Annotated in this window: 20 protein-coding genes and 2 pseudogenes; 7 read left to right on the forward strand and 15 right to left on the reverse strand. The window is 73.9% G+C overall.

Annotated features, from left to right (window positions below; all coding sequences use genetic code 11):
* Positions 1-21: 21 nt before the first annotated feature.
* Positions 22-642: a malonic semialdehyde reductase gene (locus ET471_RS08835; RefSeq protein ID WP_129187640.1), complete on the reverse strand. Its 621-nt coding sequence runs from the start codon at positions 640-642 to the stop codon at positions 22-24.
* Between the two features lie 124 nt (positions 643-766).
* Between ET471_RS08835 and tsaD the strand changes: the two genes are divergently transcribed.
* Positions 767-1,816, forward strand: coding sequence for a tRNA (adenosine(37)-N6)-threonylcarbamoyltransferase complex transferase subunit TsaD (tsaD, locus tag ET471_RS08840; protein ID WP_129187641.1), 1,050 nt, complete (start codon positions 767-769; stop codon positions 1,814-1,816).
* 598 nt (positions 1,817-2,414) lie between these two features.
* Here tsaD and ET471_RS08845 read toward each other — a convergent pair.
* The 5 genes from ET471_RS08845 to ET471_RS08865 form a co-directional block, all read right to left on the reverse strand.
* Entirely contained in the window at positions 2,415-3,296 is an 882-nt protein-coding gene (locus ET471_RS08845) for a hypothetical protein (RefSeq protein WP_129187642.1), read from the reverse strand.
* Positions 3,293-4,165, reverse strand: a complete 873-nt coding sequence (locus ET471_RS08850; protein WP_129187643.1) for an ABC transporter ATP-binding protein — start codon at positions 4,163-4,165, stop codon at positions 3,293-3,295. Before ET471_RS08850 ends, ET471_RS08845 begins: the two co-directional genes overlap by 4 nt.
* Positions 4,162-4,992, reverse strand: a complete 831-nt coding sequence (locus ET471_RS08855) for a zf-HC2 domain-containing protein (RefSeq protein ID WP_165350457.1) — start codon at positions 4,990-4,992, stop codon at positions 4,162-4,164. The genes ET471_RS08850 and ET471_RS08855 overlap by 4 nt, the downstream gene beginning before the upstream one ends.
* Entirely contained in the window at positions 4,989-5,573 is a 585-nt protein-coding gene (locus tag ET471_RS08860; RefSeq protein ID WP_129187645.1) for an RNA polymerase sigma factor, read from the reverse strand. Before ET471_RS08860 ends, ET471_RS08855 begins: the two co-directional genes overlap by 4 nt.
* Before the next feature lie 78 nt (positions 5,574-5,651).
* Positions 5,652-6,338 (reverse strand): TetR/AcrR family transcriptional regulator, encoded by a 687-nt coding sequence (locus ET471_RS08865; protein WP_207207360.1) that lies wholly within the window; start codon positions 6,336-6,338, stop codon positions 5,652-5,654.
* Between the two features lie 100 nt (positions 6,339-6,438).
* Here ET471_RS08865 and ET471_RS08870 point away from each other — a divergent pair, with 100 nt between their 5' ends.
* Positions 6,439-7,902 carry an MFS transporter gene (locus ET471_RS08870; protein ID WP_207207361.1) on the forward strand — a complete coding sequence of 488 codons (1,464 nt, stop codon included), beginning with the start codon at positions 6,439-6,441 and terminating at the stop codon, positions 7,900-7,902.
* Between the two features lie 32 nt (positions 7,903-7,934).
* Here the strand turns inward: ET471_RS08870 and ET471_RS08875 are convergent.
* From ET471_RS08875 to ET471_RS08885, 3 genes and pseudogenes are all read right to left on the reverse strand, one after another.
* Positions 7,935-9,085 (reverse strand): annotated as a pseudogene (locus tag ET471_RS08875) (glutamate--cysteine ligase).
* A 56-nt stretch (positions 9,086-9,141) separates the two neighbouring features.
* Positions 9,142-10,398 carry a class I SAM-dependent methyltransferase gene (locus ET471_RS08880; protein WP_165350555.1) on the reverse strand — a complete coding sequence of 419 codons (1,257 nt, stop codon included), beginning with the start codon at positions 10,396-10,398 and terminating at the stop codon, positions 9,142-9,144.
* 69 nt (positions 10,399-10,467) lie between these two features.
* Positions 10,468-11,154 carry a hypothetical protein gene (locus ET471_RS08885; protein WP_129187646.1) on the reverse strand — a complete coding sequence of 229 codons (687 nt, stop codon included), beginning with the start codon at positions 11,152-11,154 and terminating at the stop codon, positions 10,468-10,470.
* A gap of 219 nt (positions 11,155-11,373) precedes the next feature.
* Here ET471_RS08885 and groES point away from each other — a divergent pair, with 219 nt between their 5' ends.
* Positions 11,374-11,670 carry a co-chaperone GroES gene (gene groES / locus ET471_RS08890; protein WP_012877465.1) on the forward strand — a complete coding sequence of 99 codons (297 nt, stop codon included), beginning with the start codon at positions 11,374-11,376 and terminating at the stop codon, positions 11,668-11,670.
* 69 nt (positions 11,671-11,739) lie between these two features.
* Here groES and ET471_RS08895 read toward each other — a convergent pair whose 3' ends face one another.
* Positions 11,740-12,021, reverse strand: coding sequence for a WhiB family transcriptional regulator (locus ET471_RS08895; protein ID WP_129187647.1), 282 nt, complete (start codon positions 12,019-12,021; stop codon positions 11,740-11,742).
* A gap of 189 nt (positions 12,022-12,210) precedes the next feature.
* Here ET471_RS08895 and ET471_RS08900 point away from each other — a divergent pair, with 189 nt between their 5' ends.
* Entirely contained in the window at positions 12,211-13,320 is a 1,110-nt protein-coding gene (locus ET471_RS08900; protein WP_129187648.1) for a MerR family transcriptional regulator, read from the forward strand.
* A gap of 129 nt (positions 13,321-13,449) precedes the next feature.
* Positions 13,450-14,955 carry an IMP dehydrogenase gene (guaB, locus tag ET471_RS08905; protein WP_129187649.1) on the forward strand — a complete coding sequence of 502 codons (1,506 nt, stop codon included), beginning with the start codon at positions 13,450-13,452 and terminating at the stop codon, positions 14,953-14,955.
* Between the two features lie 84 nt (positions 14,956-15,039).
* Here guaB and ET471_RS08910 read toward each other — a convergent pair whose 3' ends face one another.
* On the reverse strand, positions 15,040-15,783 hold the full coding sequence (locus ET471_RS08910; protein ID WP_129187650.1) for an exonuclease domain-containing protein: 744 nt from the start codon (positions 15,781-15,783) through the stop codon (positions 15,040-15,042).
* Positions 15,784-15,941: 158 nt separating this feature from the next.
* On the opposite strand from ET471_RS08910, the gene ET471_RS08915 reads away from it, so the two are divergent.
* Positions 15,942-17,066, forward strand: coding sequence for a GuaB3 family IMP dehydrogenase-related protein (locus tag ET471_RS08915; RefSeq protein ID WP_129187651.1), 1,125 nt, complete (start codon positions 15,942-15,944; stop codon positions 17,064-17,066).
* A gap of 285 nt (positions 17,067-17,351) precedes the next feature.
* A pseudogene (locus ET471_RS08920) lies at positions 17,352-18,779 on the forward strand (succinic semialdehyde dehydrogenase); the annotation flags it as partial.
* Between the two features lie 46 nt (positions 18,780-18,825).
* Here ET471_RS08920 and ET471_RS08925 read toward each other — a convergent pair.
* From ET471_RS08925 to ET471_RS08940, 4 genes are all read right to left on the reverse strand, one after another.
* Complete coding sequence (locus ET471_RS08925) at positions 18,826-19,713, reverse strand: DUF4031 domain-containing protein (protein WP_129190834.1); 888 nt, start codon at positions 19,711-19,713, stop codon at positions 18,826-18,828.
* Positions 19,714-19,937: 224 nt separating this feature from the next.
* Positions 19,938-21,119: an acetate/propionate family kinase gene (locus ET471_RS08930; protein ID WP_129187652.1), complete on the reverse strand. Its 1,182-nt coding sequence runs from the start codon at positions 21,117-21,119 to the stop codon at positions 19,938-19,940.
* Entirely contained in the window at positions 21,116-23,215 is a 2,100-nt protein-coding gene (gene pta, locus ET471_RS08935; protein WP_129187653.1) for a phosphate acetyltransferase, read from the reverse strand. Before pta ends, ET471_RS08930 begins: the two co-directional genes overlap by 4 nt.
* 122 nt (positions 23,216-23,337) lie before the next feature.
* The gene (locus tag ET471_RS08940; RefSeq protein ID WP_207207362.1) at positions 23,338-25,824 is read right to left on the reverse strand and encodes a phosphoketolase family protein; all 2,487 of its coding nucleotides are present in this window, start codon (positions 25,822-25,824) and stop codon (positions 23,338-23,340) included.
* Positions 25,825-25,850 lie beyond the last annotated feature (26 nt).

Genomic DNA, 25,850 nt, shown 5'->3' on the forward strand with positions numbered 1-25,850 from the left:
GGCGTGTCCGGTCCGGAGACCTCAGTGGGTGGACGAGACCTCGTCGAGGTCGAAGCGGGGCAGGCGCGGGTACACGGTGCCCTCGCCCTCGGCGTGACCGACGTTGACCACGAGGAACGCCTTGTTGCCCGTGCCGGCGAAGAACGCCTCGTTGACGCCGTCGTAGTCGGCGGCGTGCATCGGGCCGGCGGCGAGGCCGGCGGCGCGCAGGCCCATGATCAGGTAGCCGGTCTGGAGGTGGGCGTTCATGCTGCCCATGCCGTGGCGCATCTCGTCCATCGGGGCGAAGGACTCGCCGACACCCGGGGCGTGCGGGAACAGCGTGTCCATGTGCTCGTGGAAGTTGTGGTCGTAGGCGAGCACGAGGGTCGCGGGGGCGTCCTCGACCTTGGCCTTGTTGCCGTCGGGCATGAGCTCCACGAGGCGGGCCTTGGCCTCCGGCGTGCGGACCACGGCGAAACGCAGGGGGAGCGAGTTCATCGCGGTCGGGCCGAACTTGGCGAGGTCCCAGGCGGCCGCGAGCTCGTCGTCGGTGACCGGGGCGTCGGTCCACTGGTTGGTGGTGCGAGCGGCGCGGAAGAGGAGGTCCGCGGCGGTCTCGTCGATGGCGAGGTCGGCGGTGGTGCTCAGGGTGACGGTCATGGCAGTCAGAACGCGCCACCCCCGGGAAGTCATCCAACATTCAACCGTGACGTCTTTCACAAGTGGGCGTCACCTCGTGGGGTCGCGCCCGCGACGTGCGACGACGGGATGGGAGGATGGGCCCATGGCTTCCGGCGACCCTCTCGTTCTCGGGATCGAGACCTCCTGCGACGAGACGGGCGTCGCCCTCGTGCGCGGCGACGACCTGCTGGTCGACGCCACCGCGAGCTCCATGGACGAGCACGCCCGCTTCGGCGGCATCATCCCGGAGGTCGCCAGCCGAGCCCACCTCGAGGCGATGATCCCCACGATCCAGCAGGCGATCGGCGAGGCCGGCGTCGACCTGTCCGAGGTCGACGCCATCGCCGTCACGGCCGGGCCCGGCCTGGTGGGCCCGCTCACCATCGGGGCGTCGGCCGCCAAGGCCCTCGCCGTCGGCCTCGGCAAGCCGCTCTACGGCGTCAACCACGTCGTCGGCCACGCGTGCGTGGACCAGCTCGTCCACGGGGCGTTCCCCGAGCGGGTCATGGCCCTGGTGGTCTCGGGCGGTCACAGCTCGCTCCTGCTGGTCGACGACGTCGCCACGTCCGTCACCGAGCTCGGGTCGACGCTCGACGACGCCGCCGGCGAGGCCTTCGACAAGGTCGGCCGCCTGCTCGGCCTGCCCTACCCCGGGGGACCGCACGTCGACCGCCTCGCACGTGAGGGCGACCCGACGGCGATCCGCTTCCCGCGCGGCCTCACCGCCGCGAAGGACCAGGCCAGGCACGCGTACGACTTCTCGTTCTCCGGCCTCAAGACGGCCGTGGCCCGCTGGGTCGAGAACGAGCAGGACGCGGGCCGCCCCGTCCCGGTCGCCGACGTCGCGGCGTCGTTCGCCGAGGCCGTCGTCGACGTCCTCACGGCCAAGACCATCGCCGCGTGCCGCCGGCACGACGTCGACACGCTCGTCATCGGCGGCGGGTTCTCGGCCAACAGCCAGCTCCGTGAGATGGCGGCCGCCCGGTGCGCGGCGGAGGGGATCGACCTGCGCATCCCGCCGATCCGCTACTGCACCGACAACGGGGCGATGATCGCGGCCCTCGGCTCGGCCGTCGTGCGCGCGGGTGTGGCGCCGAGCACGCTCGGCATCGGCGTCGACTCGTCGATGCCGCTCACCACCGTGTCCGTCTGAGCCACCGGCGGCGGGGCCGCCGTCCCTCCCGCGCCAGCACCGTCGCCAGCACCGCCGCGGCCCCGGCCGCCGCCACGCCCCAGCCGCGCGCCGACGCCGCCCACCCCCGTCCGGGCCGAACGGGAACACCGGCACCGACCCGTCGAACGGGCGGACCAGCGCCCAGGCCGAGACCAGCGGCACCACGGCGACCGCCCACCGTCCGCCCGGCGTCGCCTCGTCGCGGGTCCGCCGCCACGTCGTCCAGGCGGCCGCGGCGACCGCGGCCGCCGCGCCCTGGAGCAGCACGTGCCCCGGGTGCCCGAACAGCCCGTGGCGGGCCCACCACACCCCGCGGCCCACGCGCCGAGCAGCGCCGCGACCCCGGCCGAGCGCGCGGCCGTGCGCCACGCGAGGCCGCGCGGCGTCACGTCCACGACGGCCGCGGCGGGCTCGTCGAGGCACCAGCCGACCGCGGCCGCCAGCAGCCCGACGGCGACCCCTTCGAGCGGCCACAGCGTCCAGGGCCGCCACCGCACCAGCGCGAGCAGGCCGACCACGAGCACCGCGGCGACGGCCACGAGCACCCACGGCACGGCCCGCGTCGCGTGGCGCAGCATCAGAACGACGGCCCGGGCAGCGGGTTGCGCACCGCGTCGGGCAGCCCGAGCGTCATGGTCGCCACGAGCGCGACCACCGCGAGGGCAAGCGTCCCGACGAGCAGCGGCCGCAGCCGCGACCGGTCGCTCTCGGCGTCGTGCCACATCGCGACGAGCACACAGAGCGCGCACAGCGCGAGCTGGTAGACGACCCACGCGGCCGGCGAGCCCGGCAGGGCGACCCACGAGGACGCGCCGGAGCCCGCGTCGCCCCAGCTCAGCGGCCCGTACCAGTACACCCAGGGCCACACCACGTGCCAGCGCCAGGTCGCCTCGAAGTTGCCCTGGAGCAGGATGGTGACCAGGACGACGGCGACGGCAGTGATCGCCGTGACCCCCCGCTGCGGGAGCCACCGCGTGACGACGAGCCCGAGCAGCGGGCCACCGACCGCCGGCACCACGCCGAGCGCGGCCATGACCACCACGACGTGCGCGGTGCTGACCGGCCCGAACGGGACCGCGGCCGCGCTGGGCGGCTGCACGGCGAGGAGGACCAGCGCGGCGGCGAACCAGAGCAGCGCGGTCGCGAGCGGCACGACGACGGCGGCCGCGAGCGCGAGCGTGCGCGTGCGCTCGGGGACGGCGACGGCCCCGGCGGCCGCGGCGGCGCGGTCGGAGCGCCGCACCAGCCCGGCCATGACGAGGAGCCCGACGACGCCGATCAGCGCCGCGGGGACGATCATCGTCATCGTCGAGGACGTCCCGTCGTCGACGAGGAAGGACTGGACGGTGGACGCGAGCGCCACCGCGACGCCCGTGAGGAACAGCCACGAGGTGGCGTAGTGGCGGATCTCCCGGCGGGCCAGGGTGGCGAGGACCGGCGGGGTGAGGGTGGTGCTCATGCGTGGGCTCCTTCGCTCGTGCCACGGCGTGCGGACGCGGCGCGCAGCAGCAGGTAGGCGTCCTCCACCGTCGGGTCGACGGCCGTCGAGGTCTGGGTGTCGGGCGTGCCGCCGACGGAGTGGACGAGACCGGTGCCGGTCTTCCAGGTGCCGACGGCGCCCTCGCTGGGTGCCGGTCCCTGGTGGACGTGGCCGGCGGCGACGGCGAGCAGCTCGGCGACGCTGCCGTCGAACCGCACGCGTCCGGCCTCGAGCACGATCACACGGTCGCACAGGGCCGAGACGTCCTCGGTCTGGTGCGTCGAGATGAGGACGGTGCAGCGCAGCGAGGAGAGGATGCCGCGGAGCGAGGCCCGCTGCTCCGGGTCGAGGCCGGTGGTCGGCTCGTCGAGCACGAGCAGGTCCGGGTCGCCGAGGAGCGCCTGCGCGATCGCGAGCCTGCGCCGCTGACCGCCGGACAGCGCGCGGATCCGCACGGTGGAGCGGTCGCCCAGCTCGACCAGGTCGAGCACGCGGCGCACCTCCCGGTGCCGGGCCTCGGTGTCGCGCCACTCCTTGAGCACGGCGACGTAGTCGACGAACCCGGCCGCCGTCATGCCGCGCGGGAACACGACCTCCTGCGGCAGGTAGCCGATGCGGCGCCGGGCCGCGGTGCGCTCCGCGTGCGTGCCGGTGACCTCGTGGCCGGCGACGGTCACGGTGCCGGTCGACGGCGGCAGCGCGCTCGAGAGCAGCCGCAGCATCGTCGTCTTGCCGGCACCGTTCGGGCCGAGCAGGCCGATCACGCCGGTGCCGAGGGTCAGCGTCGTCGGGTGGAGGGCCACGGTGCGTCCGTAGCTCTTCGAGACGTCGCGCAGGGTGGCGGTCATCGGGGGGCTCCCATCGCGGGCAGGGTGGTGAGGGCACGGGTCAGGACGATCCCGAGGAGGACGGCGACGAGGGCGAAGCCCGCCTGGGTCCCGCCGCCGGAGACGGCGTCCAGGTGCCCCGCCTGGTCGACGGCGACGACCGCGGCCGCCCAGCCCGCCCCGACGACGCCGCACGCCGTCCGCGCGGACAGCCGCGTGAGCAGCACCAGCGCCGCGCCCGACAGGCACAGCGACGGCAGGAGCCACACCCAGGCCAGCGCGTGCAGGGCGGGGACGGCGGCGCCCACGAGGGCGGTCGACGGCACGGCGACGGCGAGGGTGGCCGCGGTGCGCAGCAGGGCGAGCCGGAGCTTGGAGAAGGGCGTCGGGCCCGCGACCTCGCGCAACGGGTCGGTCGCGTCGAACGCGGCCGCGACCGCCACGAGCGGCACCAGGGGCGCGAGCAGCAGGAAGGCGAGCTCGGCGCGGCCGACGTGCGCGGCCACGATCGCGCTCAGCACGGCACCGCCGACGGCCAGCGCCCACGGCAGCCGCAGGTCGCCGGCGGCGGCGAGCACGACGACGGCGTCGTCGGGCAGGCCCAGCCGGCGGAGCCAGCGCAGGTGCGCGGGCGGTCGCGGTGCGCCGATCTCGGCGTGGACGGCCCGCCACACGGGCGCGTACCCGCCGGTCAGCGGGTCGTCGGCGGCGAGCGCGACGGGTCGTGCGGCGTCGCGGCACACGGGGCAGCCGGTCACGTGGGTCTCGACCGCGGCCTCCGCCGCGGGGTCGAGGCGGCCGGCGGCGTACGCCTGCCAGGTCGCGGGGTCGACGTGCCACTCGCTCATGCCCATCCCTCCATCGCCGTGCCGTCGTTCGCCGCGCCAGCCAGGAGCTGCGCCCGCATGCGGGCCTTGGCGGTCCGCACCCGGCTCTTCACGGTCCCGACGGGCACCCCGAGCAGCCGCGCGGCCTCGCGCGTGGTCAGCCCGTCGACGACGGTCGCCTGGATCGCCTGCCGCAGCTCCGGCGAGAGGCCGCGCAGGGCGTCGCCGACGTCGCCGTGCTCGACGGCGAGCAGCAGCTCGTCCTCGGCGCTGCGCACGGCCGGAGACAGGGCCGCGGCGGTCAGGGCGCTGACGGGTCGCGGGCCGCCGCGTGCGCGCAGGCGGGACACGAGCTGGCGGATCGCGATGCCCCACAGCCAGGCGCCGACGTCGCCGTCGCCGCGGTACCGGCCCGCGGAGCGCCACACCGCGACGAACGTGTCCTGGAGGGCGCTCGCGGCCAGCTCGTCGTCGGGCGTCCGGCGTCGCAGACGGAGCTGGAGCCACGCCCAGTGCCGTTCCACGAGCTCGCGCAGCGCGCGCTCGTCGCCCGCCGCGACCTGGGCCAGCAGGTCGGCGTCGCTCGGCGCGGGTGTGTCCATGCTCACACTGTCGCGCGCACGGCCCCGATCGGATCACGCGACCGGCGGCTGCGCCGGGTGATCCTGGGCGCGACGGTGTCAGCGGCCGCCCGTGGCCTGGAGGCGGAGCCCGGCGAGGAGCAGGTCGAGGCCCGCGCGGAACTGCTCGGCGTCGTCGTGCCCGGCGAACTCGTCGACGACGTGATGCACGAAGGGGTACTCGGCGGGGTCGAGGGAGCGCCACTGCGCCGCTGCGGCGGCGAGGAAGGTCTCGCGGTCGACCTCGCCGTCGAGCACCTCCTGCGGCGGCTGCTGTCCCAGGTCGGCCGCGGTGCCGACGACGAAGCCGATGACGGCGGAGACGGCGTGGAAGGCCTGCCGCCGCGTGAGGTCGAGCCGCATGACCTGCTGGCCGATCCGCTCGTAGAGCAGGAGCGCGTTGGGCTGCGCGCCGGTGTTGCGCATGAAGTAGGCACCGAGCCACGGCCGCTCGACGATGACGTCGAAGACGGTGACGGCGATGGACCGGAGGTTGTCGATCGGGTCGTCGCCGTCGCGGAACCGCTCGATGTCCGCGAGCGGGCCGGCAAGGACGTGGTCCGTCGCCCTGTCGAGCAGCTCGTCCTTGCTGGACACGTACCAGTAGATGCTCGCCACCCCGCCCCCGAGCCGGGCGGCGAGCGCGCGGAACGTCAGGGCGGGCTCGCCGGCCTCGTCGAGGAGGGCGACGGCCTCCGAGATCACGGTCTCCATCGAGTGCGAGGCCCTGCGGCGGGTGGCTGGCATGTGGCGATCCTCTCAGGGTCAGGAGCCTTGCCCGCTATCGAACAGCGTTCTATGGTGTGCGGAGCGACGTTATCGAACGCCGTTCGATCCTGGAGGTCTCGTGAGCACCACAACCCTGGCGACGCAGCCGCGCACCTATCCCTCCCTGCGCGCGGCGTGGATCCCGCTCGTCGCGCTGTGCCTCGCCTTCTTCGTGGAGATGGTCGACAACACGCTGCTGACGATCGCGCTGCCCACCATCGGCCGCGACCTCGGCAGCGGCACGACCGCGCTGCAGTGGGTCAGCGGGGCATACTCCCTCACGTTCGGCGGCCTGCTGCTCACGGCAGGGTCGGCCGCCGACCGGCTCGGGCGACGCCGCGTGCTGCTGACCGGGCTCGCGGCGTTCGGCCTCATCAGCCTCCTGGTCCTGGCCGTCGGCTCCACGGGCCAGCTCGTCGCGCTGCGCGCCGGCCTGGGCCTCGCCGCGGCCGCGATGGCGCCCATCACCAACTCGCTCGTCTTCCGCCTGTTCGACGACAAGGACCTGCGCATGCGCGCGATGACGGTCATGATCGTCGTCGGCATGAGCGGGTTCATCCTGGGCCCGCTGCTCGGCGGCAGCGTCCTGGCCCACGTGCGCTGGGAGTGGCTGCTGGTCGTCAACGCCCCGATCGCGCTCATCGCCTGGGTCGGCGTCCGCCTCGGCGTCCCCGCCGACCGTCGCGAGGACCTCACCGACGAGAGGCTCGACCTGCCCGGGGCCGCGCTCAGCGTCGCCACCATCGGCCTCGCCTGCTACACGCTCACCAGCGGCGTCGAGCACGGGTGGCTCTCGGTGGCCACCCTCGGGTCGGCGCTCGGGGCGGCCGTCGCGCTGGCGGCGTTCGTGCGGCACGAGCGCCGCACGCCCCAGCCCATGCTCGACCTGTCCGTCTTCGCCAGCGGGACCGTGCGCGGCGCGTCCGTCGCGCAGATCGGCACGTCCATCGCCATGGCCGGCGTGATGTTCGGCCTGATCCTGCACTTCCAGTACGCCTACGGCTGGAGCCCGATGCGGGCTGGGCTCGCCAACCTGCCCCTCATCGTCACGATGATCGCCGCCACGCCCGTCTCGGAGTCGCTCGCCAAGCGGTACGGCCACCGGGTCGCCTGCGTCGTCGGGACGGGCCTCCTCGTCGCGGCGCTCGCGGGCCTCGCGTGGGGCGTCGACCGCGGGTACGCCGTCATCGCCGTCTGCATGGTGGTGCTGACCGTCGGCCTGCGCACCGTGATGACGATCTGCGCCGTGGCGCTCGTCGACGCGATGCCCGCCAACCGCACGTCCGTCGGTGCCGCGCTCAACGACACCGCGCAGGAGGTCGGCACGAGCGTCGGCACCGCCGTCGTCGGCACGCTCGTCGCCGTGCTCGTCACGCAGGCCCTGCCGTCCGGGACGTGGGGCGCGGACCTCGTCGCGCGCTTCTTCCACGGCGAGCGGGTGACGTACGCGGTCCTGGCCGTGCTGGTCGGCGTCGTCGCCGGCTGGGGCGCGCTGACCCTGACCGACTCCCGCTCCACGGAGGAGCACCCCGAGGCCGCGTGAGCGGGCGTGCCGAGCCTGCGACGGGTGGCTCCTCAGGGGGCGGCGGGCAGCGGGTGCCCGGCGCGCAGCTCGGCGACGAGGTGCCCGACGACGGCCTCCAGGCCGTCGTGCCCGCCGCCGTGCGCCCGCGCCACGGCGAGCTGGCGCTGGTAGGACGCGCCCCGGTCGAGGATGTCGAGCACGCCGGCCAGCTCGGCCTCGCACCCCAGCCGGGCCGCGACGGGCCGCAGCTTGGCCACGAGCCGCCGCGTCGCGTCGGTGACGAGCTCCTCGTTGCCCACGTCGTCGAGGATGACGATGGCGTCCAGGCCGTAGCGGGCAGCCCGCCACTTGTTCTCCTGGACGAACCACTGCGGCATCGTCGGCAGCGGCCTGCCCTCGTCGAGGAGCGTCGACAGGTGCTCCACGAGGCAGTGCGTGAGCGCCGCGAGCGCCAGCAGCTCCTCGATGTTGGAGACGCCGTCGCTCACGCGCACCTCGATGGTGCCGAACCGCGGCGAGGGCCGCAGGTCCCAGCGCACGTCGTTGATGTCGTCGATGACGCCGGTGCGCAGCATGTCGTCGACGTAGGTCTCGAGCTGGTCCCACGTCTCGAGCTGGTAGGGGAGCCCGGCGGTGGGCAGCTGCTGGAACAGCAGGGCGCGCATGGAGGCGTACCCGGTGTCGCGCCCGTCGAAGAACGGCGACGACGCCGACAGCGCGAGCAGGTGCGGGTAGTAGACGAGCAGCGACCGGATGATGGGCAGCACCTTGGCCCGGTCCTCGACACCCACGTGCACGTGGACCCCGTAGATGAGCATCTGCCGCCCCACATCTGCGCCCGGTCGACGACGGTGTGGTACCGCTGCTTGTCGGTGACCTTCTGGGTGCCCCAGTGGGAGAAGGGGTGGGTGCCGGCGCTGACGAGCTCGACGCGCATGGGGTCGGTGACGGCGCGCACCTCGCCGAGCGTGCGGACCAGGTCCGCCCCGGCGGCCGCGACGGTGTCGCACACGCCCGAGACGATCTCCACGGTGTTGCGCAGGAACTCCGGGTGCACGTGCGGGTGGCCGCCGTCGGGGGACAGGGCGCCGACCACGGCCGGCCCGGCCTGGCGCATGTCGCCGGAGTCGGCGTCGACGAGCGCGAGCTCCCACTCGAGCCCGAGGGTCGATCGTCGCGAGGCCGCGAACTCCAGCACCATGGGGACATGGTTCCATGCGCGCCGCCGCGGCGCGGCGGAGGGGCGCGTCCGGGCCCTCAGCGGGGCAGCGGCTCCACGACCAGCACCTGCTGGCTGCCCGCGACGCGCGTGAGCACGAGTGTCGCCTCGGTCGGGCCCTTGAGCGACAGCTGCGCGCGCAGCGCCTCGGGCGTCACGGCCGTGCCGCGCTTCTTGATCGTGACCCGCCCGACGCCGCGTTCCCGCAGGTACGCCTTGAGCCGCTTGACGCCGAAGGGCATGACGTCGAGCACGCGGTAGCCCGTGGCGATGGGCGCCTCGATCGACCCGGTGCCCACGGCCGCCGACGGACCCGGGGCGTCCGTGGTCACGTAGGCGATGGTCGGGTCGAGCAGCCGCCCGCCCAGCTCGGTCACCGCCTGCCCGACCAGCCCGGCGCGGATGACGGCGCCGTCGGGCTCGTAGAGGTACGCCCCGGGCTTGCCGACGGGCGGGGCCTCGTCGTACGCCGGGCCTGCGGCGTGCGCGCCCACGGGCACCGCGCTGCGCAGCGTGCGCGACCGGGTGGTGCCGCCCGCGGTGTGCAGCACCAGCGCGCTGCGGCCGGGCCCGTCCGGGGCCAGCGGCCCGAACCAGAGCCCGGCCTCGACGACGTCGCCGTCCACCGACACCCACTGCGTCTCGGCGTCGGCGGGCAACCCCTGGTGCGGGATGCCCGGACCCACCTTGACGCCGACGGCGGGCACCTGCTCGCGCAGCGCCCACACGGCGTCGAGCGGCGGGGCGTACGCGCCGGGGTCGAAGATGCGCTGGCCGCCGCGCGTGCGGCGGGCCGGGTCGGCGTAGACGCCGTCGACGGCCTCGGCGCGCAGGTCCAGCGCGAGGCCGTCCGCGCAGCGCACCTCGGCCTCGGGGAACGCGCGCAGGTTGGACGCGGCGATCGCGGCGGTGACCTCGTCGATGTCGGTGGCGAGCACCTGGAGCCCGACGCCGGCGAACGCGAGCGCGTCCGCGCCGATGCCGCTCGTGAGGTCCGCGACCTTCGTGACGCCGGCCGCCAGGTAGCGGCGGGCGTGCAGCGCCGCGACCAACAGGCGGGTGGCCTGCTCGACGCCGTCGGGCGTGAACAGCATCGCGTCGGCGAAGTCGCCGAGCTTCGCCCGGGCCTTGGCGCGCAGCCGCGACTGCGTCATGGCCGCGGCCGCCAGGTCGGGGTCCACGCCGTCGTCGCGCAGGCGCATGGCCAGGGCCATCGCGCGCTTCTCGTCGTACGCGGGGAGCGCCGAGAGCAGCGCCTCGCCCTCCGGGCTCAGCAGCTTGACCAGCGTCGACATGCTCAGGCGCTCCACGCGCCTATCGTCGCATCGCGCCCGGGGCGACGCCGCGGGCGTGGCCCGCGGCGGTCAGGCCTGGAGGACCGCCAGCAGCCCGTCCGCGACGCGCGGCGCGACGGAGAACACCGCCAGGTGAGTGGGCGCCTTGGCGGCGATCGCGGCCCGCAGCGCCGCGACGTCGCCCGCCGCGGACGACGTCCCGACGACGGCGGGTGCCGCGACGAGCTCGGCGGTGCCGAGGCTGCGCCAGACGGCGGCGAGCCCCACACGCGCCGCGAGCGCGTCGGTGACCGCGATGCCGTCGGGCTCCGGGCCGGGCGCGAGCCGCTGGAGCGTGCCCACCAGGCCCTCGGCGGCGCCCCACTCGACGTACTCGGTGAGGAACTCGACGGCGTCGGCCGCGGCCTCCTTGGCGGCGGCGCCGGCCAGCATGCGCCGGGCGCCGGCGACGGCGTCGAGGTCGGCGAGCGCCTCGGGGACGGCGTCCTCGAGCTGGGCGATCGTCTCGCGCACGTCCTCGCCGATCGGCGCCATGGTCACGGCGCGCGAGACGGCGCGCAGCGCCGCGACGTCGTCGGGGCCGAGCGGGAGCACCCGCCACGCCACCTCGCCGCCCAGGCTCACGGGCAGCAGGGCCGCCTTGAGGTCCGCGAGGGCGCGCTCGGCCTCGAGGCGCACGAGGGTGCGCTGCGCCTGCACCTGCGCGTGGTAGTCCGCCCAGTTCCGGGCGCTGGCGACGATCTGCTGCGTGTCCATCGGGGGACATGGTGCCCGGTCGGAGGGCCCGAGCGCCACGTGGTGGCCGACCCCGCCCGCCACGACGGCCCTCGCTTTGGCACTCGACTTGTCAGAGTGCTAATCGCGCTCCTAGATTGTCCATCAGCGCACGCGCGCTGTGCCGGCACCCGCGACGACGGCCAGCGCTGCGACGCGTCCTAGTCCAGCACGCACGACATGCGAAAGAGGAGGTCCGACGTGTCGGTCCCCATCAAGCCGCTCGAGGACCGGATCGTCGTCAAGGCCATCGAGGCCGAGACCACGACCGCTTCCGGCCTGGTCATCCCGGACACCGCCAAGGAGAAGCCCCAGGAGGGCGAGGTCCTGGCCGTGGGCGAGGGTCGCTTCGACGACAACGGCAACCGTGTCCCGGTCGACGTCAAGGTCGGCGACAAGGTCATCTACAGCAAGTACGGCGGCACCGAGGTCAAGTACGCGGGCGAGGAGTACCTGGTGCTCTCGGCGCGCGACATCCTCGCCGTCGTCGTCGGCTGACACCAGCCGTCAGACGCGACGAAGCCCTCTGCACCGTCCTTGGTGCAGAGGGCTTCGTCGTACCTCGGGTCAGCCGGTCTTCTTGGCGAGGATCGCCGCGCGCTCGTCCTCGGAGAGACCGCCCCAGACGCCGTACGGCTCGCGCACGCGGAGCGACTGCTCGCGGCACTGCATCATCACGGCGCAGGTGTTGCAGATGGCCTTGGCGGCCTCTGCGCGACGGCGGCGGGTCGAGCCCCGCTCGCCTTCAGGGTGGAAGAAGAGCGTGTCGTCGGCGTCGCGGCAAGCGCCCTGGTACTGCCACTCCCACAGCTCCATCACCGGGCCGGGCAACCTCGAGATCTCCGTCATGGCGGCCAACTTACAAGTTGTTCAGAAGTTGGTCAACGGTGTGGTTGTGCAGGTGGTGGCCCCTTGTGCCTGGCGCGTTCCCGGGGCCGTGCGCGGGAATCCGGCCAGGTTAGTTGTTCGACCAGACACAATCGCGCCACCCGACGTGGCGCAGTGGCAAGCGCACGACCCGGTCGGCACAATCGAGCCATGACTCCCACCAGGCCCGCCTCGTCCGGCAGGCCCAGCGCGCCGAGCCCAGGGCTCGCCGTCGCCGCGGTGGCTCGCCGGCTCGGGGTCGCCCCCGCCACGCTGCGCACCTGGGACCGCCGCTACGGCCTCGGCCCGTCGGGTCGCACGGCCGGCTCGCACCGCCGCTACACGCCCGAGGACGTGGCGCGGCTGCTGGTCATGCGCCGGCTCACGGTCGAGGGCGTCGCGCCCGTCGACGCCGCGCGTGCCGCGCTCGAGACCGAGGTCGACAAGCTCGACACCTCCACGACGACGCCCGGCCGGCGTGCCGCGGCGGCCCAGAGCGCGGCGAGCGCGGGCACGCCCGACGAGCCCGAGGGGCCGCGCGGTCGCGGCCACCTGCGCGCCCTGCCCGGGGGCGGCGAAGGAGCGCGCGGCGCCCACGCGACCTCGCTGCCCGGCGCCGCCCCGTCCACGATCTCCGCGCGGGTCGCCGCCGTCATCGACGCGGCGCTCGCCTACGACCAGTCGGCCTGCGACGGCCTGCTGCGCATCGGCGCCCAGGGCGACCCCGCCGCGTGGTGGACCCAGCTCGTCGAGCCGGCGTGGCTGCGCATCGCGCAGCGCACGGTGCTCGGCACGCCCGGCGAGGTGCCCGAGCTCGTGCTCGCCACGGCGGCCCTGCGCGCCCTGCGCGACTTCACCGAGGCCTTCGAGCAGGCCATGACCAACGCGGGCAACCCGCCGGCCAACCACCCGAGCCGGATGCGCAAGATCGTGCTGATCTTCGCCGCGCCCGACGAGGTGGTGCCGCTCGCGGCGCACGCGCTCGCGGCCGCCCTCGTGGCCCACGGGGCCACGGCGCGCGTCGTCACCGGGCCCGCGAGCACGCACCGCGCCGTCGAGCTCGTGACGATGGTGCGGCCCGCGGCGGTCGTGCTCGCGACGACCCTCGCCCGGCCCGACCTCGACGCCGTCCGCTCGGTGCACGACGCCTTCGCGAGCCTGCCGATCTTCGTCGGCCTGCGGCGCGAGAACGCGGCCAGCGAGCTGCCGCTCGCCCCGACCGTGCAACGCGTCCGGTCGTTCACGGGGCTGCTGCACGAGGTCCTCGCCGTCGTGGGGTAAGGCGGAGCGGAGCCGTAGCCTTGCCCGACGAGCGGGCTCGGGCACGGCGGGAGGGAAGCCCTGGCGGAGGGTGACGCAGGCCTCGGCCGACGCGGCTCTCGCCGCGTGCTGCCCCCGTAGACTTCCCCCATGACGGACGCTCACGATCCCTTCGCGAACCTCGGGCTCACGTACGACGACGTGCTGCTGCTGCCGGGCTACTCCGACCTCGCACCGTCGGACATCGACACGACGTCGCGCCTGACCCGCGAGATCTCGCTGCGCGTGCCGCTGGTCTCGGCGGCCATGGACACCGTCACCGAGGCCCGCATGGCGATCGCCATGGCCCGCCAGGGCGGCATCGGCGTGCTGCACCGCAACCTCTCGATCGAGGACCAGGCCCGCCAGGTCGACCTCGTCAAGCGCACGCAGACGGGCATCATCGACAACCCGGTGACGATCGGCCCGGAGAAGACCCTCGAGGAGCTCGACAAGCTCGCGGGCGAGTACCGCATCTCGGGCTTCCCCGTCGTCGACGCCGACCACCGCCTCATCGGCATCGTGACCAATCGCGACCTGCGCTTCACGCCCGTCGCCGAGTGGGCCACGACGACCGTCGCGGACGTCATGACCCCCGCCCCGCTCATCACGGGCCCGTCGACGATCTCGCGCGAGGAGGCCACCGTCCTGCTCCGCAAGCACAAGCTGGAGCGCCTCCCGCTGATCGACGCGTCCGGGCGCCTCGCGGGCCTCATCACCGTCAAGGACTTCGTGAAGTCCGAGCAGTTCCCGAACGCGTCGAAGGACGGCCAGGGCCGCCTGCTCGTCGGCGCGGCCATCGGCTACTACGGCGACGCGTGGGAGCGTGCGACCACGCTCATCGACGCCGGCGCCGACGTGCTCGTCGCCGACACCGCGCACGGCAACGTGCGCATGCTCATCGAGATGGTCGAGCGCCTCAAGAAGGACCCGGCCACGCGCGACGTGCAGGTCATCGGTGGCAACGTCGCCACGCGCGAGGGCGCACAGTCGTTCGTCGACGCCGGCGCGGACGCCATCAAGGTGGGCGTCGGCCCGGGCTCGATCTGCACCACGCGCATCGTCACGGGCGTCGGCGTCCCGCAGGTGACCGCCGTGTACGAGGCCTCGCTCGCCGCGCGGCCCGCCGGCGTGCCCGTCATCGCCGACGGCGGCATGCGCCACTCGGGCGAGATCGGCAAGGCCATCGTGGCCGGCGCGGAGACGGTCATGCTGGGCTCGATGCTCGCCGGCACGGCCGAGTCGCCCGGCGAGACGATCCTCGTCAACGGCAAGCAGTTCAAGGCGTACCGCGGCATGGGCTCCATCGGCGCGATGTCGTCGCGCGGCAAGAAGTCCTACTCGAAGGACCGCTACTTCCAGGCCGAGGTGGCGGACGACTCGCTCATCGTGCCCGAGGGTGTCGAGGGCCAGGTGCCGTTCAAGGGCTCGCTCACCACGGTCGCGCACCAGCTCGTGGGCGGCCTGCACCAGACGATGTTCTACGTCGGCGCGCGCACGATCCCGGAGCTCCAGGAGAAGGGCCGGTTCGTGCGCATCACGTCCGCCTCGCTCAAGGAGAGCCACCCGCACGACGTGCAGATGACGGTCGAGGCGCCGAACTACACGGGGTTCTGAGCGGACCTCGCACGGGTCCTGCGACGGCGCGTCGGACGACGGGGTGACCCGTCGCCCGACGCGGAGTCGCAGGACCCGTGCGTGTCACCAGGTCGCGTGCTCCACGGGCCACGCCGTCGAGGCGCCCGGGCCGTCGAAGCCCTGGCTCTCGCGCCATTCGTTGAAGCTGCGCGCCCACGTGTCGTGCGCGCCCACCTGTGCCGCGTGCAGCTCCTCCAGGCTCATGGCCCCGAGCACCGGGAACGCGCGCACCAGCGCGTCGAGCACGTCGAGCGTCGCGAGCACGTCCACGTCGGCGGCGTGCAGCTCGTCGGTGGCCAGCACCCCGTAGTGCTCCACGAGGTTGCCGAGCCGCCGCTTCCCGGGGCGGTACCGGTCCTGCCAGCGGTCGATCACCAGCGGGTCGAGCACGGGGGTGACCGCGCGCCCGAGCCGCTCCGGCAGCGTCGCGAGCCCGTGCCGGGCCAGCTCGGCGTCGAGCAGCGACAGGTCGAACGACGCGTTGTAGGCGACGACGGGCACGCCCTCGCGCAGGTGCGCGGCGAGCTCCGCGGCGATCTCCTCGAGCGCGACGGCGGGCGACGTGCCGTGTGCCCGCGCGTGCTCGGTGGAGATGCCGTGGATGGCGGCGGCCTCGGCCGGGATGTCCACGCCCGGGTCGACGAGCCACGTGCGCACGTCCGTGCTCACGCCGGGGATGCGCAGCACCACGGCGGCCGTCACGATCCGGTCGTTCGCGACGTCGACGCCGGTGGTCTCCGTGTCGAACCCGACCAGCGGGCCCTGGGCCCAGCCGGCCGAGAACGCGTCGTACGACCGCTCGCTCATCGGGTGCTCCTCCATCTCGACGTCCTTGGCGCAGACCTTGCCACGCACCACCGACACGCCCACCGCCACGCCCCCGCGCAGCGCCTCGGGCGGGCCGCGGACCGGTCGGGGATCGACACCAGAAGGGCGTGCGTGGCCTGCGCCGGTAGGCTGTTCGGGTGAGCAACGAGATCGAGATCGGGCGCGGCAAGCGCGGACGCAGGGCGTACTCCTTCGACGACATCGCCGTCGTCCCGTCGCGTCGCACCCGCGACCCGAAGGACGTCTCGGTGGGCTGGCAGATCGACGCCTACCACTTCGAGCTGCCGATCATGGCCGCACCGATGGACTCCGTCATGAGCCCGGAGACGGCCATCGCGCTGGGCCGGTTCGGCGGTCTCGGCGTCCTCGACCTCGAGGGCCTGTGGACGCGGTACGAGGCGCCCGAGGCGCTGCTCGCCGAGATCGCGGAGCTGCCCGCCGACGAGGCGACGCGGCGCATGCAGCAGATCTACGCCGAGCCCATCAAGGCCGAGCTCATCACGCAGCGCCTCAAGGAGGTCCGCGCCGCGGGCGTCACCGTCGCGGGCGCGCTGAGCCCCCAGAACACGCAGGAGCACCACAAGGCCGTCGTCGACGCCGGGGTGGACCTGTTCGTCATCCGCGGCACCACGGTGTCGGCCGAGCACGTCTCGGGCAACGCCGAGCCGCTCAACCTCAAGCGCTTCATCTACGAGCTCGACGTGCCCGTCGTGGTCGGCGGAGCGTCCACGTACACCGCGGCGCTGCACCTCATGCGCACCGGCGCCGCGGGCGTGCTGGTCGGCTTCGGCGGCGGCGCCGCGCACACCACGCGCGTCTCGCTGGGCATCCACGCGCCGATGGCCACCGCGGTGTCCGACGTCGCGGCCGCGCGCCGCGACTACCTGGACGAGTCCGGCGGCCGCTACGTGCACGTCATCGCCGACGGCGGCGTCGGGCGCTCGGGCGACATCGTCAAGGCCGTCGCGTGCGGCGCCGACGCCGTCATGCTCGGCGCGGCGCTCGCCCGGGCGCAGGAGGCGCCGGGCCGCGGCTGGCACTGGGGCCCGGAGGCGCACCACGAGCAGCTCCCGCGCGGCGAGCGTGTCGAGGTCGGCACGTCCGGCACGCTCGAGGAGATCCTCTTCGGGCCGGGCCGCCAGGCCGACGGCACCCTCAACCTCGTCGGCGCGCTCAAGCGGGCGATGGCCACGACCGGGTACTCGGACCTCAAGGAGTTCCAGCGCGTCGAGGTCGTCGTCTCGCCGTACCAGCCGCACTGACCGGCCGCTGCTCCGTCGCGCAGGGCCCGGCTCCCCGGACGGGGCTGGGCCCTGCGCCGCCCCCGGATGTCGCGCCGGGCTGTCAGAGCGCGTGAGTAGGGTGGCCGGCATGGACACCGGTGACGCACTCCACGGTCTGCCCGGGCTCGTCGACCCCGAGCTCCCCGCCGGCACCTACGCGCTGGAGCCCCAGGTCGTCGCGCCGCTGCTCGCGCGGCTCGCGAGCTCGCGCAGCTCGGGGAGCACCGGGCGTCGGCCCCGTTCACCGGCGCACCGCTCGTCTCGCTCCCCGTGTCGTCGCCCGACGACGTCGCCGCCGCCGTCGCGCGGGCGCGCGCGGCGCAGGCCGCGTGGGCGGACGTCGCGGTGCGCGAGCGGGCGCGGGTGCTGCTGCGGTTCGCGAAGGCCGTGCTGGACCGGCAGTCCGAGGTGCTCGACCTCGTCCAGCTCGAGGGCGGCAAGGCGCGCGCGCACGCGTTCGAGGAGGTCGCCTACGCCTCCCAGGTCGCGCGGCACTACGCCGTCGCGGGCCCCGGGTACCTGGCGGCCCGCCGCGTGCGGGGCATGATGCCGCTCGTCACGGGGGCGTCGGTGCACCTGCGGCCCGTCGGGGTCGTCGGCGTCATCGCGCCGTGGAACTACCCGCTCGCGATGGCGGTCTCCGAGGCGCTGCCCGCGCTGGTCGCGGGCGACGCCGTCGTCGTCAAGCCCGACCCGCAGACGACGCTGACGGCGCTGTGGGTGGCCGAGCTGCTGGAGGCGTGCGGGCTGCCGGCCGACCTCTTCCTCGTCGTCGCGGGCGGGGCCGAGACGGGCGTCGCGCTGGTCGACGCCGTGGACCACGTCGCGTTCACGGGCTCGACGGCGACGGGCCGCCTCGTCGCGGCGCAGGCCGGGCGGCGACTCATCGGCGCGACGCTCGAGCTCGGCGGCAAGAACGGCATGTACGTCGCGGCGGACGCCGACGTCGACGCCGCGGTGGCCGGTGCGCTGCGCGCCTGCTTCGCGAACGCGGGCCAGCTGTGCGTGTCGGTCGAGCGCCTCGTGGTGCACGAGGCGGTGGCGGACGCGTTCGTCCCGGCGTTTGTCGCGGGCGCCCGCACGCTCCGGCTGGGCGGCGGCCTGGACTACTCCGCCGACGTCGGCTCGCTCGTCTCCGCGGACCAGCTCGCGCGCGTCTCCGGCCACGTCGACGACGCGCTCGGGCGCGGGGCGACCGCCCTGGCGGGAGCCGTGCACCGGGCCGACGTGGGGCCGTACTTCTACGCCCCCACCGTGCTCGACCACGTGCCCGACGACGCCCTGTGCGCCCGGGAGGAGACCTTCGGACCCGTCGTGTCGATCCGCCGCGTGGCGTCCGACGACGAGGCCGTCGCGGTCGTCAACGACTCCGAGTACGGGCTGAGCGCCTCGGTGTGGTCGCGCGACGTGGGCCGGGCACAGGCGGTCGCCGGCCGGATGCGCGCGGGGACGGTCAACGTCAACGACGGGTACATGGCGGCGTTCGGGTCCGTGGCGGCGCCGCTCGGCGGGTTCGGCGCCTCGGGCCAGGGCCGGCGGCACGGGCGCGAGATCGTGGAGGCGCTCAGCGAGCCGCAGACGATCGCCACCCAGCGCGTCTCGCTCGCGCGCATCGACGCCCTCGGCGGCGAGAGGGCGGCGGCCGTGCTCACCGCGGGGATGCGGGCGATGCGGGCGGCCCGGCTGCGCTGACGGGGGCGCCGCCGGATCGTCCGGCGGAGACGCCCTCGTCGGGCGCTCAGGCTCGGAGGGACTCGAGCTCGCCGCGCAGGTTCGTCTCGGCGGCGACCGCCCAGCGGGCGCGGCCCGCCGGTGTCGCGTAGAGCGACGGGAGCGCCAGGAGCTGCTCCAGGACCGCCGCACGGCCCGCCCGGAAGGCGCCGTCGGGGACGTGGCCGTACTCCGCGCGCACCTGGTGGACGTAGCGCGCGTACCGCTGCGGTGACCCGCCGAGGACGGCGAGGTCGGCGTCGCTGACGAGGCCGCCGAGCAGGTCGTCCGGCTCGGGGGCGTGCGCTGCGGTGAGCAGCACGAGCCGCTCGACCTCGGCGACGTCGTCGCTGGTCAGCGGGGTCGTGGCGAGCGCCTTGACCACGAGGGCGGCGGAGCGTTCCTCGTCGCGGCCCGCCTCGCCGTCGTGCACGGCATCGTGGAACCACACCGCGAGCCGGGCGGTGTGCGCGGAGGCGGCGTCGACGTCGGACGCGGTGAGCAGCTCGTCCAGCGCGTCGAGCGCGGCCGCCAGGTGCAGGCGGCCGTGGTAGACCCGGTGCGGCTCGGCCCAGCGGGTGATCAGGTCGGCGCCGACGACCGCCGGCAGGTCGCCGAGCGCGGCCCAGCGGTCGGTGAGGGCGGGGCGCTTGGCGGCCGCCCGTTCGTGGCCGGGCACGCGCAGCCCCGACGTCGCGAGGCGGCGGGCGAGGGTGCGCCCGTCGACCGGGGTCGCTCCCGCCGCGACGAGCTCGTCGTGGCGGGCCGCGGGGGCGTCGTAGTGGTCGAGGTCGAACCCGCGGTCGGGCAGTCCCGCGGCCTGCGCAAACTGGCGCAGCTCGTGCAGCGAGGCGTCGGAGACGAGGTGCGACCACAGCGTGCCGTGCGCGGGCCAGGCGGGCGGGTCGAGGAGGATCACCCGCCGAGCGTACGGACGCGCCCGCTCCCAGGTAAACGGACACCGACCCGGACGTCTGGCGAGGCGAGCGCTCGCGACCTGAAGGTGGCGGCGTCCCTGACGCTGTGAGCGGGCCCGGGTCGGCGGTTGGGCTCCGGGTCGGCGGATACAACTACCGACCCGGAACCGAACCGCCGACCCGGAGCCCAACCGCCGACCCGATAGCCGGGGAGGGGCGGCCGTCAGGCGATGGCCGCGACCGACTGGCGGGCGATCGCGAGCTCCTCGTTGGTCGGGACGACCATGACGAGCGGGCCCTCGTGCCCGTCGGGGCTGATGATGCGCGGCTCCTTGGAGCGGACCTGGTTCTTGGCCGGGTCGACGGCCAGGCCGAGGAAGCCGAGCGCGTCCGCGACCTCCTGGCGGATCGGGAACGAGTTCTCGCCCACGCCCGCCGTGAAGGTCAGCACGTCGATGCCGCCCAGGACGGCCGCGTACGCGCCCACGTACTTGACCAGGCGGCGGCGGTACACGTCGAGCGCGGCGATCGCGGTGGCGTCCCCGGCGTCGGCGGCGTTGCGCAGGTCGCGCATGTCGGAGCGGCCGGAGAGGCCCAGCAGGCCGGACTTCTTGTTGAGCAGGTCGTCGATGTCGTCGACGTCCATCCCGGCCACGCGCTTGAGGTGGAACACGATGGCGGGGTCGAGGTCGCCCGAGCGCGTGCCCATGACCAGGCCCTCGAGCGGCGTCAGGCCCATCGAGGTGTCGACGGCCACGCCGTCCACGACGGCCGACGCCGAGGCGCCGTTGCCCAGGTGCAGCACGACCTGCTTGAGGTCGTCGCGCCCGAGCACCTCGGCGACCTTCGCGGACACGTACTGGTGCGACGTGCCGTGGAAGCCGTAGCGGCGCACCTGGTGCTCCGCCGCGACGTCCGCGTCGATCGCGTAGGTGTACGCGGCCGGCGGCAGGGTCGCGAAGAACGCGGTGTCGAACACGGCGACGTGCGGCACGTCGAAGAGCTCGCGCGCCGCCTCGATGCCCGTCAGGTTCGCGGGGTTGTGCAGCGGCGCCAGCGGGACGAGCGCCCGGATGCCCTCGACGACGTCGTCGTCGATCACGGTGGGCTGCGAGTAGTGCGTGCCGCCGTGGACCACGCGGTGGCCGACGGCCACGATGCCGGCCTCGTCGAGCGACGGGCCGACCTCCTTGAACAGGTCGAGGACGAGGTGCAGGGCGACGCCGTGGTCCTTGATGGGAGCCTCGCGCTCGTGCTCCTCGTCGCCGACCTCGTGGACGATCCGACCCGACTCGAGGCCGATGCGCTCCACCAGCCCGACGGCGAGGACGTCGCCGGTGGACGGGTTCAGCAGCTGGTACTTCAGCGACGACGAACCGGAGTTCAGGACGAGAACGGTGCTCACTTGCTGGCCCCCTGAGCCTGGATCGCCGTGATGGCGACCGTGTTGATGATGTCCTGGACGAGCGCGCCGCGGGACAGGTCGTTGACGGGCTTGTTGAGGCCCTGCAGCACCGGGCCGACGGCCACGGCGCCGGCCGAGCGCTGCACGGCCTTGTAGGTGTTGTTGCCGGTGTTGAGGTCCGGGAACACGAAGACGGTCGCGCGGCCGGCCACGGCGGAGCCGGGCAGCTTGGACGCGGCCACGGCGGCGTCGACGGCGGCGTCGTACTGGATCGGGCCCTCGACCGACAGGTCGGGGCGGCGCTCCTTGACGACGGCGGTCGCGGCGCGCACCTTGTCGACGTCGGCGCCCGAGCCGGACTCGCCCGTCGAGTACGACAGCATCGCGATGCGCGGCTCGACGCCGAACTGCGCGGCGGTGGCCGCGGACGCGATGGCGACGTCGGCAAGCTGCTCCGTCGTCGGGTCGGGGATGACGGCGCAGTCGCCGTACACGAGCACGCGGTCCTCGAGGCACATGAGGAAGACGCCGGACACCGACGAGATGCCGGGGGCGGTCTTGATGATCTCGAACGACGGGCGGATGGTGTGCGCCGTCGTGTGCGCGGCACCCGAGACCATGCCGTGGGCGTCGCCCAGGTGGACCATCATCGTGCCGAAGTAGGAGACGTCGGTGACGATCTCGCGGGCGCGCTCGACCGTCATGCCCTTGTGGGCGCGCAGGCGCGTGTACTCGGCGGCGTAGCGCTCGACGTGCTCCGGGTCGGTGGGGGAGAGCACCGTGGCGGACGAGATGTCGAGGCCCAGCTCGGTGGCGCGGGCACGCACGGCGGTCTCGTCGCCCAGGATGGTCAGGTCCGCGATGCCGCGGGCCAGCACCGACGAGGCGGCGCGCAGGATGCGGTCGTCGTCGCCCTCGGGCAGGACGACGCGGCGGCGGTCCGAGCGGGCGCGCTCGATGAGCTCGTACTCGAACATGAGCGGCGTGACGACCGACGGGCGCGGCACCGCGAGGCGGGCGAGCAGGTCCTCGCCGTCGACGGCCGACTCGAACAGGCCGCGGGCGACGTCGACCTTGCGCGTGGCGCTCGCGGTCACGCGGCCCGTCGTGGCGCCCGCGCTGCGGGCGGCGGGGAAGGTGTCCTGCTCGGTGACGATGAGCGGCACGTGCGGCTCGAGCGCCTTGACGAGCTCGCCGATGGAGCTGCCGGGAACCATGCCGCCGGTGAGGATGATGCCGGCGAGCGACGGGAAGCTGGTCGCCGCCTGGGCGGACAGCAGCGAGAGGATGACGTCGGAGCGGTCGCCGGGGGTGATGACGACGGCGCCGTCGGACAGGTGGTCGAGGAGGTGCTCGACCGACATCGCGCCGACCAGCACGTCGAGGGCCTCGCGGGACAGCAGCTCGGGGTCGCCGAGCCACAGCTCGCCGCCGACGGCCTCCATGAGCTGCGCGACCGTCGGCGCCTGCAGGAACGGCTCCTCGGGGACCACCCACACGGGCAGGTCGGGGTCGGCGGTGAGCGCGGCGACGTCGGCGGGCGTGCGGCCGTCGTAACGGTTGATCATGACGCCCATGGGCTGGGCGTGGTTGGCGCGCAGCTCGCCGAGGCTGATCTGCGTCAGGGCCTTGGTGTCCTCGTCGGAGCGGCCGCGGCCGGAGACCACGAGCAGCACCGGGGCGCCCAGGTTGGCGGCGATCTTCGCGTTGAACGCGAGCTCGGTCGGGCCCGACACGTCGGTGTAGTCGGTGCCGAGCACCACCACGGAGTCGCAGCGCGCGGAGATCTCGTGGAAGCGGGCCACGATGCGGCTCATCGCGGCGTCGAGGTCGGCGTGGATGTCGTCGTACGTGATGCCGACGGACTCCTCGTAGGTGAGGTCGACGCCGTCGTGCTCGAGCAGCATCTCCAGCACGTGGTCGCGCTCGGTGGCCGGGCCGTCGTTGCCCGCCGCCGCCGAGACGCGGGAGACCGGGCGGAAGACCCCGACGCGCTGGCCCTGGCGGACGAGCAGGTCGATGACGCCGAGAGCGATCGTGGACTTTCCGGAGTCTCCCTCGGGGGAGGCGATGACGATGGTGCGCGTGGCCGTCATGGGTGCTGCTGCTCCTTGGTGGTAACCCTGCGGGATCAACCCTGGTCAGATGGCCCGCCGGGCTGTGGACCCGCGGGGCGAGAAGCCCGGCCGGGGGATCTCCCCGGCCGGGCTCTCAGGCCTTACTCGTTGTCGCCACCCGTGAAGATGGTGGCGGCGACCTCCGTGGCCTGCGCGGCGTCACGCGCACCCGGCCACACCCAGTCGCGCACCTCGGGGATGTCGTCCCCGTGCTCGCGGGTGTAGGCGCGGGCGCGGATGCGGGCGTCCTGCATCCGCTGGCGCAGGCCGGCGTAGCGGGACGCCATGCCGGGGACCCGGTCGATGACGTCGATCACCAGGTGGTACCGGTCCATGTCGTTCAGCATGACCATGTCGAACGGCGTGGTGGTGGTGCCCTCCTCCTTGTACCCGCGCACGTGGATGTTGTCGTGCCCGTTGCGGCGGTACGTGAGGCGGTGGATGAGCCACGGGTAGCCGTGGTACGCGAAGATGATCGGCTTGTCGTCCGTGAAGAGGCCGTCGAACTCCTTGTCGGAGAGCCCGTGCGGGTGCTCCTTGGGGTCCTGCAGCTTCATCAGGTCGACGACGTTGATCATACGGACCTTCAGGTCCGGGGCTTCCTGACGCAGGATGTCGGCCGCGGCCAGCACCTCGATCGTCGGGACGTCACCGGCGGCGGCGAGCACGACGTCCGGCTCCTCGCCGTCCTTCTCCGTGCCGGCCCACTCCCAGATGCCGAGGCCGCGGGTGCAGTGCTCGACGGCCTCGTCCATGGTCAGCCACTGCGGCGAGGGCTGCTTGCCGGAGACGACGACGTTGACGAGCTGGCGCGAGCGCAGGCAGTGGTCGTACGTGCTCAGCAGCGTGTTGGCGTCGGCCGGCAGGTAGACGCGGACGACCTCGGCCTTCTTGTTGACCACGTGGTCGATGAAGCCGGGGTCCTGGTGGCTGAAGCCGTTGTGGTCCTGGCGCCACACGTGGCTCGAGAGCAGGTAGTTGAGCGACGCGATGGGGCGGCGCCACGGGATCTCGTTGGTGACCTTGAGCCACTTGGCGTGCTGGTTGAACATCGAGTTGACGATGTGGATGAACGCCTCGTAGGAGCTCATCATGCCGTGGCGGCCGGTGAGCAGGTAGCCCTCCAGCCAGCCCTGCACCTGGTGCTCCGAGAGCATCTCGACGACGCGGCCGAAGCGCGACATGTGCTCGTCGACGTCGGCGCCGTAGAAGTCGGCGTTCCACTGCTTGTCGGTGACGTCGTAGACGGCCTGGAGGCGGTTCGACGCGGTCTCGTCCGGGCCGAAGATCCGGAAGTTGTCCGGGTTGCGGCGGATGATCTCCGTGAAGAACTTGCCCAGCTCGCGCGGGGCCTCCGAGATGGCGCCGCCTGGCGTCGGCACGTCGACGGCGAAGTCGCGGAAGTCCGGCAGGCGCAGGTCCCGCAGGAGCAGGCCGCCGTTGGCGTGCGGGTTGTCGCTCATGCGCAGGGTGCCCGACGGCGTCAGGGCCGCGGTGATCTCGGGGAGCACGGCGCCCTCGGCGTCGAACAGCTCCTCGGGGCCGTAGGACTGCAGCCACGACTCGAGGTCGTGCAGGTGCTCCTCGGTGTCGCGGGCGCTGGCCAGGGGGACCTGGTGGGCGCGCCACGAGCCGGTGGTCTTCTTGCCGTCGATCGTCGCCGGGCCGGTCCAGCCCTTGGGGGTGCGGAACACGATCATGGGCCACTGCGGGCGGGACTCGTCGCCGGTGGCCGCGCGGGCCTTGATCTCGGCGATCTCGTCGAGCACCTCGTCGAGCACCTTGGCGAAGCGGCGGTGGATCGAGACGGCGTCCTCGGTGGACTCGTCCTCGACCTCGAAGAAGTGCGGCTTGTGGCCGTAGCCCTCCATGAGGGCCTTGAGCTCGGCCTCGGGGATGCGGGCCAGCACGGTCGGGTTGGCGATCTTGTACCCGTTGAGGTGCAGGATCGGCAGGACGACGCCGTCCTTGGCCGGGTTGACGAACTTGTTCGAGTGCCACGACGTCGCGAGCGGGCCGGTCTCGGCCTCGCCGTCGCCGACGATGGAGGCGACCAGGAGGTCGGGGTTGTCGAACGCCGCGCCGTACGCGTGGGACAGCGCGTAGCCGAGCTCGCCACCCTCGTGGATCGAGCCGGGGGTCTCGGGCGCCACGTGCGACGGGATGCCGCCGGGGAACGAGAACTGCTTGAACAGGCGGCGGACGCCCTCGTCGTCCTTGGTGATGTCCGAGTAGACCTCGGAGTAGGTGCCGTCCAGGTAGGAGGCGGCCACCAGGCCGGGGCCGCCGTGGCCGGGGCCGGTGATGTAGATCGTCGACTGCTCGCGCTCCTTGATCGCGCGGTTGAGGTGCGCGTAGAGGAACGTCAGGCCGGGCGTGGTGCCCCAGTGGCCGAGCAGGCGCGGCTTCACGTGGTCGCGGTGCAGCGGCTCGCGCAGGAGGGGGTTGTCCAGCAGGTAGATCTGGCCGACCGACAGGTAGTTGGCCGCGCGCCACCACTTGTCGATCAGCTGGAGGGTCTCCGTGGAGAGGTCCGCCACTCCGGTGGCTCGCCACCCGCCCGCAGCTGCGGGGGTCGTCGACGTCATATCACTTGCTCCCGTTCTCGAGGGCT

The organism is Xylanimonas protaetiae (assembly GCF_004135385.1).
In the GTDB taxonomy this organism is placed as follows: Bacteria; Actinomycetota; Actinomycetes; order Actinomycetales; family Cellulomonadaceae; genus Xylanimonas; species Xylanimonas protaetiae.